At 41.3% G+C, this 13,752-nt stretch carries 14 protein-coding genes; 5 read left to right on the top strand and 9 right to left on the bottom strand.

The window, feature by feature from the left end; translation table 11 throughout:
• Window positions 1-502: 502 nt before the first annotated feature.
• The gene (locus N4T56_RS14875; protein WP_261733772.1) at window positions 503-2,590 is read right to left on the bottom strand and encodes a M13 family metallopeptidase; all 2,088 of its coding nucleotides are present in this window, start codon (window positions 2,588-2,590) and stop codon (window positions 503-505) included.
• A 300-nt stretch (window positions 2,591-2,890) separates the two neighbouring features.
• Here N4T56_RS14875 and rsuA point away from each other — a divergent pair, with 300 nt between their 5' ends.
• Window positions 2,891-3,583, top strand: coding sequence for a 16S rRNA pseudouridine(516) synthase RsuA (gene rsuA, locus N4T56_RS14870; protein ID WP_261733771.1), 693 nt, complete (start codon window positions 2,891-2,893; stop codon window positions 3,581-3,583).
• Window positions 3,584-3,730: 147 nt separating this feature from the next.
• On the opposite strand, the gene N4T56_RS14865 is transcribed toward rsuA, so the two are convergent.
• The 8 genes from N4T56_RS14865 to N4T56_RS14830 all read right to left on the bottom strand — a co-directional run bounded on the left by N4T56_RS14865 (window position 3,731) and on the right by N4T56_RS14830 (window position 8,940).
• Window positions 3,731-4,666 (bottom strand): DUF4097 family beta strand repeat-containing protein, encoded by a 936-nt coding sequence (locus N4T56_RS14865; RefSeq protein ID WP_261733770.1) that lies wholly within the window; start codon window positions 4,664-4,666, stop codon window positions 3,731-3,733.
• Complete coding sequence (locus N4T56_RS14860) at window positions 4,663-5,094, bottom strand: hypothetical protein (protein WP_261733769.1); 432 nt, start codon at window positions 5,092-5,094, stop codon at window positions 4,663-4,665. Before N4T56_RS14860 ends, N4T56_RS14865 begins: the two co-directional genes overlap by 4 nt.
• 20 nt (window positions 5,095-5,114) lie before the next feature.
• Window positions 5,115-5,258, bottom strand: coding sequence for a hypothetical protein (locus N4T56_RS14855; protein ID WP_261733768.1), 144 nt, complete (start codon window positions 5,256-5,258; stop codon window positions 5,115-5,117).
• Window positions 5,255-5,809 (bottom strand): RNA polymerase sigma factor, encoded by a 555-nt coding sequence (locus N4T56_RS14850; RefSeq protein WP_223420015.1) that lies wholly within the window; start codon window positions 5,807-5,809, stop codon window positions 5,255-5,257. Before N4T56_RS14850 ends, N4T56_RS14855 begins: the two co-directional genes overlap by 4 nt.
• 256 nt (window positions 5,810-6,065) lie before the next feature.
• Window positions 6,066-6,725: a ribose-5-phosphate isomerase RpiA gene (rpiA, locus tag N4T56_RS14845; RefSeq protein WP_261733767.1), complete on the bottom strand. Its 660-nt coding sequence runs from the start codon at window positions 6,723-6,725 to the stop codon at window positions 6,066-6,068.
• A 64-nt stretch (window positions 6,726-6,789) separates the two neighbouring features.
• Window positions 6,790-7,602, bottom strand: a complete 813-nt coding sequence (locus N4T56_RS14840; protein ID WP_261733766.1) for a mechanosensitive ion channel family protein — start codon at window positions 7,600-7,602, stop codon at window positions 6,790-6,792.
• An 11-nt stretch (window positions 7,603-7,613) separates the two neighbouring features.
• Window positions 7,614-8,669 (bottom strand): hypothetical protein, encoded by a 1,056-nt coding sequence (locus tag N4T56_RS14835; RefSeq protein ID WP_261733765.1) that lies wholly within the window; start codon window positions 8,667-8,669, stop codon window positions 7,614-7,616.
• Window positions 8,575-8,940, bottom strand: a complete 366-nt coding sequence (locus N4T56_RS14830) for a hypothetical protein (protein WP_261733764.1) — start codon at window positions 8,938-8,940, stop codon at window positions 8,575-8,577. Before N4T56_RS14830 ends, N4T56_RS14835 begins: the two co-directional genes overlap by 95 nt.
• 286 nt (window positions 8,941-9,226) lie before the next feature.
• Between N4T56_RS14830 and pbpG the strand changes: the two genes are divergently transcribed.
• The 4 genes from pbpG to N4T56_RS14810 all read left to right on the top strand — a co-directional run bounded on the left by pbpG (window position 9,227) and on the right by N4T56_RS14810 (window position 13,602).
• Window positions 9,227-10,135 carry a D-alanyl-D-alanine endopeptidase gene (gene pbpG, locus N4T56_RS14825; protein WP_261733763.1) on the top strand — a complete coding sequence of 303 codons (909 nt, stop codon included), beginning with the start codon at window positions 9,227-9,229 and terminating at the stop codon, window positions 10,133-10,135.
• 293 nt (window positions 10,136-10,428) lie between these two features.
• Window positions 10,429-11,106, top strand: a complete 678-nt coding sequence (locus tag N4T56_RS14820; protein WP_261733762.1) for a cupin domain-containing protein — start codon at window positions 10,429-10,431, stop codon at window positions 11,104-11,106.
• Window positions 11,107-11,449: 343 nt separating this feature from the next.
• The gene (locus tag N4T56_RS14815; RefSeq protein ID WP_261733761.1) at window positions 11,450-13,078 is read left to right on the top strand and encodes a methyl-accepting chemotaxis protein; all 1,629 of its coding nucleotides are present in this window, start codon (window positions 11,450-11,452) and stop codon (window positions 13,076-13,078) included.
• 95 nt (window positions 13,079-13,173) lie between these two features.
• Window positions 13,174-13,602 (top strand): HopJ type III effector protein, encoded by a 429-nt coding sequence (locus N4T56_RS14810; protein WP_390904125.1) that lies wholly within the window; start codon window positions 13,174-13,176, stop codon window positions 13,600-13,602.
• Window positions 13,603-13,752 lie beyond the last annotated feature (150 nt).

Raw genomic sequence — 13,752 nt, 5'->3', positions numbered from 1 at the left:
TCACTTTACCGTTTTTTAGCTGAATAGGGGCTTAATGAACAAGGTTTAATTATACCATTTCCATTAATTATGTGACCAATCAGAGTCGCTCAGACTGTTCAGTTTGAGGCGCATTGTTGAAATAATGGTTATTCCCTTCTAAGGCAATGCAACAAAGAAATGGACAGTCTGAGCGCCTCCTGCAAGGCGGGTTTCTGTGCCTTCTATGCTGCTTAATAGTATTTTGACGTACGACTGCATGGATGCAGGAGGTAGAGCAACGCAGGAGCAGTTGCCGAGAGTAACTATGCCTACAATCCTATTACTTGCCTAGAAGGTACAGAATTCCCGCTGAATGACCAGATAATTAGTGGAATTGGTATTATACCGAAGAGATGGTTAGAGAATATGGATGTATGTACCTATATATCAGTGGTTTAAATTATTTTCTCATAAAAAAAGGGCATCAAACGATGCCCTTGTTGTGTGTAAATGTGACCTAGGTCAGCTTTTACAGTATTGATTACCAGATTTTAACGCGGTTTTCTGGGGCGATATACATTTTGTCGCCTTCTTTCACGTCATAAGTGGTATAGAACTCAGGCATGTTGGACAATGCGCCAAGTGCACGGAAGTGACCAGGTGAATGTGGGTCAGTTGCTACGCGGTTACGCATTGCTTCTTCTTTCATCTTCACACGCCAAATTTGGGTAAAGCCCATAAAGAAACGTTGGTCGCCAGTTAGGCCGTCAATGACCGGTGCTTCTTGGCCATTAAGTGACATTTTGTAAGCTTTATAAGCGATAGTCACGCCTGATAAGTCACCAATGTTTTCACCTAACGTTAGGCTACCGTTAACGTGTAAATCGTCAAATACTTGATAACCATCGTACTGAGAAATTAACGCTTTACCTTTGGCTTCAAACGCTTTTAAGTCAGCTTCTGTCCACCAGTCACGCATGTTACCTTCGCCGTCAAACTTAGCACCTTGGTCGTCAAAGCCATAGCTCATTTCGTGGCCGATTACCGCGCCGATACCGCCGTAGTTTACTGCGTCATCTGCTTCTAGGTTAAAGAATGGCGGCTGTAAAATCGCTGCAGGGAACACGATTTCGTTCATGGTTGGGTTGTAGTAAGCATTAACGGTTTGTGGCGTCATGTGCCACTCGTCTTTATCAATGGGCTGACCCAATTTAGCGACTTCTTTGTTGTGCTGTACAACTGCAGCGCGCTTAGCATTACCGACTAAATCGTCAGCTTTGATGGTTAATTGGCTGTAGTCTTCCCACTTGTTAGGGTAACCAATTTTAGGGTTGAATTTAGCCAGTTTTTCTTTGGCAGCCACTTTAGTGTCTGCACTCATCCAGTCTAATGAATCAATGCTTGAACCATAGGCAGCACTCAGGTTTTCTACAAGCTGTTCCATACGTGTTTTAGCTTCTGGAGCAAAATGACGTTTAACGTACACTTTACCAACGACTTCACCTAAGGTACCACTTACTGTACTCACACCACGTTTCCAACGTGGTTCTTGCTCTTCTTGACCATTTAAGGTTTTAGAGAAAAACGCAAAGTTTTCATTGTCTAATGCTTCAGACAAGTTACTGGCATTATGCGTTAGGGTCATCCAGGTTAGGTAGTTCTTCCATGCCGCAAGATCGTTGGTCTTGATGACTTCATTTAAGCCTTGAACGAAGCTAGGTTGGTTAATGATGATGTCAGTTTGCTTGTCACCACCTAACGCTGCTAGATAACCTTCCCAGTTAATGTCTGGTGCTAGTGTTGCAAGGTCTTTAACCTGGTATAAGTTGTAAGTTTTAGTGCTGTCGCGGGTTTCAACCACGTCCCAATGTTGCTCTGCAATTTGGGTTTCGAGAGCAAGAATGGCTTCTGCGTTTGCTTTAGCATTTGGTAAGCCTGCTAGGTTGTACATTTTTTCAATGTGCTCAACAAAGGCTTTACGGATATTAACGAAGCGTTCTTCTTGATTAAAGTAGTAATCTTTTTCAGGCAGGCTTAGACCGTATTGCCAAATGTGAGTGGCATAACGGGTTGAGTCTTTAGCATCAACAGAGATATAAAATGCTAATGGCGTACCGCCACCATTTGCTTGGTTTTCACCAAAAAACGCGGTTAACTCTTGTTTGTCTTTTAATGCGGCAATTTTATCTAGGTCAGCTTGAATCGGCGTAATACCCAATTTATTGAGGGTTTCAACATCCATGAATGAACGATATAAGTCAGCTACTTTTTGCTCGTCGCTGCCATCGGCTAGATTAGGTGTGGCGCTTAAGTCTTCAATAATCGCTTTAACGTCATCACGGGCATGTTCACGTAAGTCGTAAAATGCGCCAATGTTAGTACGATCGCCAGGGATCTCAGCTGTTTTCATCCATGCACCGTTTACGTACATGTAAAAATCGTCTTGTGGGCGAACTGATTTATCGATGTTGTCGAACGTAATGCCTGATGTCAGTGCTTTTTCAACGGCAACGGCTGCAGCTGTTTTTGCTACGTCTGCTGCCGGGACTACTGCTGCTTTGTCGTCGCTACATGCACTTAGGCCAGCGATAAGTGAGGCACAAAGACCTCCAATAACCAACTTTTTCATTGTGTTTCCTTTGCTTTGTTTAAGGCGCCTAGTTTAGGCGTATGAGCATTTTTATATTTTTATTATGTTGTTGGATCCTTAAATGCTACTTAGTAAGGAAAAAACCAACACTTTTTTTGTGAATACTATGTTAAGGCCTTAGGAGGCCAGAAAACAAGGCGCATTTAACCCTTTTTCCTCCAGAATGGCTGAGGATATGTAACCAAAAATTACGTATCCCGTAAAAATATCACTGTTTGATTTCTATTTAACCGTGTAAGCCGCATAATAGCGCCATTATTTTTAGATTGAGTGTGTATCGTGCGTTTAGACAAATTTATCTGTGAAAGTACCGAATTAACCCGTTCGTTGGCCAAAAGAGCTCTGCATCGTGGTGATGTAACCTGTGATGGTGAGGTGGTTAAGAATTCTGGTTTTAAGGTATCGCCGCAAATGGATGTGCGCTTAGAAGGCCAGTCTATCAGCATAGTAGGCGATCGCTATGTGATGATGAACAAGCCCGTTGATACCATTTGTTCAACCATTGATGAGCAATATCCATCGGTATTAAGTTTGATGGAAATTGAAAAAGCTGACACCTTACACATTGCTGGGCGTTTAGATGCTGACACCACAGGCTTAGTGTTAATTACCAGCGACGGCCAATGGTCGCACAAAATCACCTCGCCGAAAAAGGATTGCGGTAAGCGCTATTTAGTTGAGTTAGCAGATCCTGTCGATGACAGCTTAATTTCTGTGTTTGCTAACGGTATTGAACTGCGTAATGAAGATGGATTAACAAAGCCTGCTGTACTTGAGATTATTGCGCCAACTCAGGTGCGTTTAACCATTAGTGAAGGCAAATATCACCAAGTAAAACGCATGTTTGCTGCAGTGGGTAATAAAGTGGTTAACCTTCACCGTGAAGCGGTAGGCAGTATTGAATTAGATGCTGATTTAGCGCCCGGAGAATGGCGTTATTTAACCGATGATGAAGTGAGTTCAGTAAAGTAATGCTAGCTTGGTTAAGCGAACTCTCGTTAAGGTTAATTTTAATCTGTAACTTTGCTCAGCGATATTAGTATCAAGTAACGATGCCCAGCGATAGCGATATCACTGGGCATTTTACTGAATGAATATTAATCAACGGATGTAATGGTATTACTTCACGCTAATGCGGCCACTAATGGTGTTGATATTGACCTGACCATCACCAGACAAGCTTTTAAATTGCAAACTTTGGCTGGATGAGTACTTTTGTTTAATCGGTTTATCGTCAGTTAATTGATTATTAATTTTGCCACCTGGGCCACCGTCTATCATAAAATTTAGATTAGGTGCTGCACTAAATGCCATGGTTAAATCGCCACTAATGGTTTCAAGGTGGCCTTTACTGAGCTGCGCGCCGAGGTTTAGGTTAGCATCGCCGCTGATGGTAACCATATTAATTTGGTTTATTTGGCTTAAGGTCGCCTCAATATCACCAGAAACCTGATCAATACTCACCTGAGTAAAGTCGCTTTGAGTATCAAGTTCTCCACTGACTAACCTAAACTCTGCCTCACCTTTGCTGTCCTTGTCGTCAATGTCACCTGATACCGTTTCAAGTTTGATTTTTCCGCTTAATTGTTCGCTATTAATGTTGCCCGAAACCGTGGTCAACTTGTTGCTGCCGCTCAGTTGTTTGGCTTCAATATTGCCACTGACTAATGCGATGGCGATTTGGCCGTTGAGCTGAGACAGGGCAAAGTCGGCTGATACGCCTTCAGCGTCCAAACTCAGCTGTGTGGGTAAATAGATAGTCAGTTGTGAGCCCTGCTTATTACTCCCTTGATAACTGCGCGGCAATTTGTCTTCAATCACTACCGTATTGCCTTTTACATCGAATATAAAGCCTTCGCTTAGTTCATCAAGTTCGCCTTTAACTTGGATGCTGTTGTTGTCCCAGCGAATAAATTCAACATTGCCACGTTGTACTTTGACACTCACGTTGGGGTTAGCTGCAACATCTTGCTGTTGGTCGACCGGCTCTGCTGCAATCGTTAAAGCGCTTATGGCCATTAGTGGCGCTAACAGTGCGTATTTAATGCTGCTCATAGGGTATTTCCTTGTGATGGGCGTGTGTGGGTAAAAGGCAATTTTTGCCCTTGTTGTAATAGGGTGATTTGACGCTGCATTATCCATCGCCATAATTGCCAAAGTTGTTGATTAGTAGGCTGTTGTGTTAATGCTGCTTGCACTTGAACTGAGGCACTTTCTAGCTCTGCAAGCGCTTTGGCAATGTCGGTTTGAATGTGTTCCTTATTGTCTGCTGATAACTGCCAGCTAACGGTATATTGATTGCGAATAAATCCTTCTAACTGACTTTGATGAGTTTGGGCAATTTGGTTTATTAATTCTATTAAGTGATTATCCACTTCAACTGATGCCGATGTGTCGATTGTTGCAGTGGTAACATTTGCCGTTTGTACCTGGATTAGCTCTGGTTCGGCGCGCCATTGCGTTAACCATAATATTGAGCACACTACCAATGTTGCGGCTATAGCTATAAGGGGCGCACTACACTGTTATGATGCGTTTTCTGCGGCGTTAAATGCGGCTTAATGTCATTCCATAAGTCAGTGGTTGGCGCAATCTCAGGTGGTAACGTGTTAATTAAATGGTCTAGGTCATGCTTTTTAGCGCTCATGCAAGCATCTCCTGTAGTAAATGTTTGGCATTGTGATATTGCGCCTTACTGGTGCCGACGGCAATGTTCAGCAGTGCTGCTATTTCGTTGTGTTGATAACCTTCAATGGCACATAACACAAACACAATGCGGGTTCGTTGCGGTAATCTGGCGATACATTTGTCGAGCAAATGGTGATCGGTTAACTCGACGCTGGGCACGTCTTGATGGGCGACATCTTCTGCAGGTAAAAAGCGTCGCCATAACGATTGCTGTGCCTTGAGATCATTTATAGCTTGGCGAACACATAATCGATGCAGCCAGGTGGTAAATTGGCTATCGCCGTTAAATTGCGCCAACTTTTTCCATAAGCGAATAAAACATGCCTGGGTCATATCGTCAGCCAAACTGGATTGGCCACTGAGCCGAAAACAAATGGCGTACACTCGCTGGTGGTGCCGGCGATACAGTTGTTCAAAGGCCTGCTGACACCCGGTAGTCGCAATGGCGACAAGTTGATTGTCGTCTAGCTGCGCAAGGTGATTTATTGGCTGTGAATTGGGCTGATTGATACCGGCATCCTTAATATTCCAAACTGTCGATTATGATTGTGTAGTTATTTGACAGGTGCAAGTCGGTAAAAGGTTTATATGGAGGTAAAGTTTTTTCTTCAGTGTGGATATATAGCGAATGCCAGAATTTTTTGACACCGTGAACAGCCTTGAAGCGATGGTGATTTAAGGCTTATAGCAGTTAAAAAAATGGCCTAGCAAATTTGCGAGGCCATTTTTTCTGTAATAGCAGAAGCTATGAGAAAGTATGCGGTAATTACAAGGTAACGGTATTCACACCCTCTGGCGTACCCACGAGTAATACATCTGCGCCGCGGTTTGCAAATAAGCCGTTTGTTACTACACCCACGATGGCGTTAATTTTAGTTTCCATGACTTTTGGATCTAAAATTTGCATGTTGTAAACATCTAAAATCACGTTACCGTTGTCGGTCACAACACCTTGGCGATAAACCGGATCGCCGCCTAACTTAACTAACTCGCGCGCCACATACGAGCGTGCCATTGGGATGACTTCAACTGGCAATGGAAAATCACCTAAAATCGATACTTGCTTAGTGTTGTCGACAATGCAGATAAACTGTTTAGCCACGGCTGCGACGATTTTCTCGCGAGTTAATGCTGCGCCGCCACCTTTAATCATGTCCATGCGGTCGTTAATTTCATCTGCGCCGTCAACATACACATCGATAGCGTCAACACTATTGAGGTCAAATACTTCAATGCCCAACTCTTTGAGTTTTGTTGTTGATGCTTCAGAGCTTGATACCGCACCTTCGATATCGTCTTTTATCGTGGCTAATGCATCAATAAAATGATTAACGGTTGAGCCAGTGCCAACACCGACGATGGTGTCTTTTTTGACATATTGCAGTGCAGCCCAGCCTGCGGCTTTTTTCATTTCATCTTGTGTCATTATCTGATCCCCAATAGTTAATTTTTAAAAATGTGAAACTTAATTGGCGCGATTATAGCGCACATTATGCTGCTGGCGTTTGTTGTTCATCATAAAAATGGGCTTTTTTAAATGCACTTAACACCCTGATATTAATGTCACTGACAAACTTTTTTTCGAGCCTTACATCCATAACATAAGCTTTAACGGTAATGATTTGTTGATACTGCCCAAACGAGTAGTCATTACTTAGATTGACAATAATAGGTTTATTTAAAAAAGTGTAAGGCGAGCATTGTGTGGCCTCGCGTGCTAGGGCGATGGCTTTTTGAAGTTCGGCAACCATAGGGATGGTAAATTGAACCACGACCATTTCATCTAATGCACCACTATTGGCATTCGATACCGCTGTTTTAAGCGCCTCAGCATTGGGTACCATGACGGTATTGTCGTCAAAGGTGCGCAGCCAGGTTACGCTCCACTCAAGTTTTATCACTTCGCCGTAATGGCCTGCCAGTGTCACCATGTCACCCACCCGATAAGGCGGATTAAGCATAATAATAAATCCAGCAATCATATTTTTTGCTGGTTCTTGCGTGGCTAAGCCCACCACAATACTGATAGAACCAACCACAGCTAAGATTAAGTTTTCATGAGGATCAATAATGCCGACAATGGAATAAATGATCACACACAGCCACACAAATAGGCGCACAAATGGGTATGACCGATTCCAAATTAGGCGGTATTTAGGCAGTTTGTTGTTGAGTTGGTTTAAACAAAATTGCACCAGAACCAAAAACAGCCACGCAGTTAAGCACAGCAATAAAATGCTTAAAATGCGATCAAATGAAATGATGTCTAAAAAAGCTTGTAATGCCTCACGTGAGTTGTCCATGTTCGCCTCGTTTAATTAAACAGCTTGTTATTGTTGACCAAATGGCTGGCGATAATTTTTGTTAACGTAGGGGTAATAAAATAAAAATGCTGAGCAAAATCTTGCTGTGAGTATTGGGCAATGATTAAGCCGTGGCGAGCTAAGTAAGCTAATTGTAAACTGCTTTGTTCAATGGATTGGGCAAAAATATGGGCGTGTTGCTCTACTCTTAAACCGCCATGGATGTAAATTTCAGCTAATGAAAATAAATCATTGTCATGGCACTCTTGAATGGCGGACGAGTTGATTTTACAAATGTCGGTTTTATGTTTGTTGTCTGATGTTATATCTGCTTGGTGTGTGAGTGAATATTGCAACAATAACGCCGCTAATTTTGGATGCCCTTGGCTAATGGAGTGGAGCTGCTTTAATTGTTCATCGTAAGGGTTTACATCCGTTGCGCTAGTGTCGTCTTGAGTTTTTGTGCTGTGATTATTAGGCTTTTTTACTGGATTTTGTTCAAGGTAGTCGGTACTGATTAAGCCTAATTCGACTAATTGTTGGGTTTGAATACTAGCAAGCTCTTGGGCATTAAAATAATCAATATTGATGATATGTTTAATAAAATGAGTGATTTGATATTGGGCACTGAGTCGCTGCCAAGCGTATTTTTCACAACCTAAAATCCAGCAGTGGTGTTTTCTTGTTTCCATAATGATGGTGGCAAAGGTGATCAGTGCCTGGTAATTGCCCATCATTCTTAACATTAACTTGTGTAGGTCATCAATAATGATCAGCTGCGGCGATTGTTGGTTAATCGCGTAGATGGTGTCGGTAATGCTGCTGTCTGAAATACTGTGTGGTGGGGCAATGTTAAAGCAATGGCATAGGTTGGTGATGGCGGCAAGGGCATTTAACGGCGCTTGGTAAAAACTCATTATCAACCAGGTGTCTGGTAGGGCTTTGGCATTTGTTGGAGGCTCATGCTCAATGTCAGCTTGGATCTGTTGCAATAACGTTGGCATATAACCTAAAAAAGCCGATAACCCCGAACCAGCAGAGATGCACAATAGCACTGATTTCACCATGATGATTTCGCCATAAGTTGATTACATTGGCCATTTGCTTAAGCTGTGACTCTCTGCCCACAAAACGATCGCTTGAGTAAAATGGTCTGGTGGGCACGGCTTCGTTGAGCTGTCCCTGACCGATTTGCAATGGGTATTGATTGGCGATAGTTTTGAGTGAAATTAGCCCCTGCTGCGCGTCATCTGACTCAGACTTTAGTGGGCTTTTAGGGGCTAATACATTGGTTGCCCATTGACCCAATCGACTAAAGAAACGCAAGTTAATGTCCATTTACACTCTCTTTTATCATTCTTTTTAAACGATTATTTTCATCTTAACATGAAGACAACAAAAGCGGTATTTGACTCTTTATTGCTGCTTGTTACTTTGGCATCATATTGACAGTGAATACCGCAAGTGACCTAAATTGTACGAATATTAGGCAAAGCTAAATCTGTGCGTTTGATCTACGTTAATTAATTGCGAAATACCTACCCAAAAGTAGTATTTTATCTGTTGTTGAACTAAACCTTTGTCGTATACTCAATCGTTATTAGCCTATTTTCAAGTGAGCGTGATGAAGTTTCGTTTTCTTTTTGCCTGTGCCTTATTTTGTTCAACCACACTGACTAGTGCGGTTTCTTTTGCTGCCCCCGTTTCTCAAGAGCAGCCTCAACAAGAGCTAGCATCAAACAGTGCCATGTTAGTTGATTTAGCCACTAACGAAGTCTTATATGCCACTAACCAACATCAATCAGTGCCGATAGCTTCTGTGACTAAATTAATGGCTGCGATGGTGACACTGGATGCTAAATTGCCGCTAGACGAAAAAATCTCGATAAAAATTACCGACTCACCAGTGATGCAAAATGTCTATTCGCGTGTGCGTATCGGCAGCAAGGTGACGCGTAAAACCATGTTGCTACTGACGTTAATGTCATCGGAAAATCGCGCCGCAACCTCGTTAGCGCACCATTATCCAGGTGGCTTTGATATGTTTGTGAAGGCCATGAACGAAAAAGCGGCTGCATTAGGGATGAAAAATACCCACTATGTGGAACCCACTGGCTTGTCGCCAAGCAATGTGTCGAGTGCCAATGACCTGATTTTGTTACTTAAGGCGAGTCAGTCCTATCCGTTGTTAGGTGAGCTGAGTTCGACCACTAAAAAACATGTTTACTTTTCTTCACCGCGATATGCATTAGATTTTCAAAACACCAATAAGTTAGTGTTTAAAAACAATTGGAATATTGCATTAACTAAGACGGGTTTTACCAATAAAGCTGGCCACTGCCTAGTGATGTTAACCGAAATGGATAAACGCAAGGTGGCCTTTGTGGTGCTCGATTCGTTTGGTAAATATACTCATATGGCAGATGCAACTCGCTTAAAAAAATGGCTAGAAACAGGGCGGACAACGCCTATTCCTGCGTCTGCAAAAGCGTATAAGTTGGAGCGCCAAGCAGCTCAAAGTAATAGTATTTAGTCGTTAACCTCCTGTTTAAATAAAGCCCTGTCACATTTGTTGATTGGGCTTTTTATTGCCAAACGCTTCGGACAGCGTTTGTTGGCCATTTTTACTGCGTTATCGACTTTTTATGTAGAATAACTACACCTCAAAGTCTCTGCCGCGCAATTGTAAATGTGAGTAATGGGAAACAATTTGCTGCAAAAATAACCTTGAAAGATTAACAGACCCTAGGCACCAAAAAGTACCTACTTTTTTATCACGCATTAACACTTTACACTGTTGCCATTAATGAGTTTGGAGACATCAATATGTTGAACATGGATTTTAGCCAGCGAGTGGTAATCAACACTCATGAGATGGAATGGCAAAATAGCCCAGCAGTAGGAGTGCTACGTAAACGCTTGGCGCGTGAAGAAGCTGAACGCGGCCATGCAACCAGTATTGTTAAATATGAGGCCGGCGCTAAGTTTAACTCACACCCTCATCCACTAGGTGAAGAAATTTTAGTGCTCGACGGGGTGTTTTCAGATGAAACGGGCGATTACCCAGCAGGCACATATTTACGCAACCCTGAAGGGTTTGAACATGCACCGTTTAGTATTGAAGGTTGCACATTGTTAGTGAAGTTACATCAGTTTCAATCTACTGACTCGCAACAAGTGGCCATTGATACCCATAGCGCCAAATGGCTGCCTGGGCATGGTCAATTAAAGGTAATGCCATTGCATCAGCATGGCACAGAATCCACCGCGTTGGTAATGTGGCCTGCTGGTACACACTTTCAACCGCATCGTCATTTTGGTGGTGAAGAGATTTATGTCATAAGCGGTGAGTTTATTGATGAGTTTGGCCGCTATCCTGCTGGTACCTGGATCCGCAGCCCGCATTTAAGCCAGCATAATCCTTATGTAGAACAAGACACGCTGATTTTGGTCAAAGTGGAGCCATTTGTGATTGAGTTGATTGTCTTGAAATATGACATGTAAACGTTAAATAATTTATTAATGCAGGATTAGCATATATTAAAGAATCACAATGGAATATGTCTCATTTATTTTAAAATTGTTATTTTTATCAAAAAAAATCTACAAAATATAATGTAAATTTTATGTAAGCTTGAATATTAAGTAAGCATAATATAAATTGTGTATGACTATTAGTTTAAAGAACTTTTTCTGATCGTTTCTTGCTAGTAAGTATACGTTTAGTTAGTAATTTACTTATTTTAATAGTCATGTTATTGCGCTCATTTAATGTTGTTTCCATCTAAGTTCATCCTAAGGATTGACCGGACTTTATAATCAATTGTTTTTATTTGGCGGTCTATTTATGATGAATTTTCAAATCAAACAAAAAATGCTTTTTAGCACGTTAATTCCATTAGTTATCCTTATCATGATTTGTGGTGTTGCAGTCAATATGATGGGGAAAATTGAAAGTGGAGTCGCGAGAATTTATACCGATCGCGTTGTTCCATTAGAAGATTTAAAAATAATTGGCGATGAATATGCTGTTTCTGTCATTGATGCAATTAACAAAGCAAATGCTGGTAATTTTACAGCTCAAGAAGCAAGCCAAACATTAATTAGTGCCAAAAGTAATATTGATACTCGCTGGGAAAAATATTTAGCTACAGAGTTAACACCTGAGGAAAGCCAGCTTAGCAGTGAAGCTAATACAATGTTTTCGCCTGCCAATCAGCAGATTGATCTATTAATCAATAAGCTAAACAATATGTCAGGGGTAATATCTGGTCAGTTGTCTGAAGATATTATGCCTTTATATAATGTCATAGATCCTATTAGTGGTAAAATTTCTGAGTTAGTCGCATTACAAATTAGAGTGGCAGGTGATGAATGGCTATTAACCCAAGATATTTATAATTCATCAATTAAGCTCTTTATATTCTTTACCTTTTGTGCCGTTGTTATCAGCATCTTATTAACGATATGGATACTGCGAAGTGTAATGAGGCCAGTAACAGATATATTAATGAAGCTTCAACTAATTAAGCAAAATTCAGATTTAACTCAAGTGTTTACACCTTATAATGATGATGAATTAGGCATGATCTCGACCAGCTTGACCGAAGTCATTACACATCTTAGAAACATCATTGAATCTATTACTGATGCAGCCAATACAATCAATAGCTCGTCAGGTGAGTTGCAACGTTTCACTGAAGAAACGAATCATAGAATGTTGCAGCAGCAAGAGGAATCAGAACAAACCGCTACGGCAATGAATGAGATGACAGCAACAGTGAGTGAGGTTGTTCAAAGTACGAATTTTGCAGCAGAACAAACCAAGAAAGCTAATGAATATGCAGAGAGCGGTAATAATATCGTCAACCACTCGATTGACAGTATGTCACAATTATCAAATCAAATAAGTAAAACGGCTGAAGTCATCTCTCATGTCGCTAAAGAGAGTCAAAATATTGGTCAGGTGTTAAGCGTTATTAAGAGCATTGCTGAACAAACTAACCTGTTAGCGTTAAATGCTGCTATTGAGGCTGCGAGAGCTGGTGAGCAAGGCCGAGGTTTTGCGGTTGTTGCTGATGAGGTACGTACTTTAGCTCAACGAATCCAAGAATCAACACTGCAAATTGATACTATGATTGGCGAACTTCAAGACAGTGTTGTGTTGGCTGTGTCTTCAATGGATGAAGGCTTAGTTTTAGTAAACAATGCGAATGATAAAACAAGCAGTGCAGGTACAGTGTTAAGTGATATTGTTACTTCGGTTGATAGCATCAACGAACTTAATACTCAAATCGCTACGGCAGCAGAAGAGCAGTCTTATGTTGCTGAAAGTATAAATAAAAATATTATTACAATTAATGATATTACCCAAGCTTCATCCGCAGCAACTGAAAAGCTCACTCATTCTGTTGATGATTTACAATCACTTGCTAAAGCGATGCAGCAACAAGTCGCTACATTTAAAATAGCTTAATTTAGCTTACTCACCGAGGCTGAAGCTCTGCTTGGCGCTTGAGCTATATGTCATTTTAACGGTTATGTTAGTGCTAACTTTACGGACTTAAATTGATGTATAGTTTGGTGATGTATGTATTAGATTATCAAGGTTATAAATTTTATGGACTCAAGCAATATAACGCTTTTTTAGAATCATTAAATCAGCGAGCACATGAGTTACGTTTTGAAGATACGATGGCATTGATTGATGCGAATTACGACTTTACCCCAAGTGCATTTAAAAATGGCGACCAGTTAAATGACGCGGGGCAAAACTCTGGCTCTTGTAAAGTGTTCGCATTTGGACAGATACAACAACTGAGCGAGCAGCAAACATTGCAATTGTTTGGTCAACATTATCGTGATGTGCTTGCCACACCTCAGGGCAGCGATCATCAAAATATTCGTCAATTTATGCTACACGGTTGGGCTGGGATTTTATTTTCTCAGTTGGCGTTAACACTAAAAAATCTTGCTAGTTTGATTGAGTGGCGCTTGTGACAGCCTGGTCTAAGCTCATTTAGGCACAGGTTGTGAGTTGCGCTAACTTATTACTTTTATCAAATAGTATTTATGGTGCTGGCTAACTCATCACTGACATTACGATTGCTTTCCCCTCACTTGTTTGGCTAATTGCTTACAACGTAGATT

The sequence above is a fragment of the Shewanella phaeophyticola genome, from assembly GCF_025398315.1.
Lineage (GTDB): Bacteria > Pseudomonadota > Gammaproteobacteria > Enterobacterales > Shewanellaceae > Shewanella > Shewanella phaeophyticola.
The sequence above is the reverse complement of the archived record's forward strand: the minus strand, read 5'-3'. Positions and strand labels throughout refer to the sequence as shown.

Excerpts from the sequence above, each read along its gene's own strand:
- N4T56_RS14875 (WP_261733772.1), bottom strand. The coding sequence starts at position 2,590 with ATGAAAAAGTTGGTTATTGGAGGTCTTTGTGCCTCACTTATCGCTGGC.
- N4T56_RS14830 (WP_261733764.1), bottom strand. The coding sequence starts at position 8,940 with ATGGACATTAACTTGCGTTTCTTTAGTCGATTGGGTCAATGGGCAACC.
- N4T56_RS14865 (WP_261733770.1), bottom strand. The coding sequence starts at position 4,666 with ATGAGCAGCATTAAATACGCACTGTTAGCGCCACTAATGGCCATAAGC.
- N4T56_RS14835 (WP_261733765.1), bottom strand. The coding sequence starts at position 8,669 with ATGGTGAAATCAGTGCTATTGTGCATCTCTGCTGGTTCGGGGTTATCG.
- pbpG (WP_261733763.1), top strand. The coding sequence starts at position 9,227 with ATGAAGTTTCGTTTTCTTTTTGCCTGTGCCTTATTTTGTTCAACCACA.
- N4T56_RS14855 (WP_261733768.1), bottom strand. The coding sequence starts at position 5,258 with ATGAGCGCTAAAAAGCATGACCTAGACCATTTAATTAACACGTTACCA.
- rpiA (WP_261733767.1), bottom strand. The coding sequence starts at position 6,725 with ATGACACAAGATGAAATGAAAAAAGCCGCAGGCTGGGCTGCACTGCAA.
- N4T56_RS14820 (WP_261733762.1), top strand. The coding sequence starts at position 10,429 with ATGTTGAACATGGATTTTAGCCAGCGAGTGGTAATCAACACTCATGAG.
- N4T56_RS14810 (WP_390904125.1), top strand. The coding sequence starts at position 13,174 with ATGTATAGTTTGGTGATGTATGTATTAGATTATCAAGGTTATAAATTT.
- N4T56_RS14815 (WP_261733761.1), top strand. The coding sequence starts at position 11,450 with ATGATGAATTTTCAAATCAAACAAAAAATGCTTTTTAGCACGTTAATT.
- N4T56_RS14840 (WP_261733766.1), bottom strand. The coding sequence starts at position 7,602 with ATGGACAACTCACGTGAGGCATTACAAGCTTTTTTAGACATCATTTCA.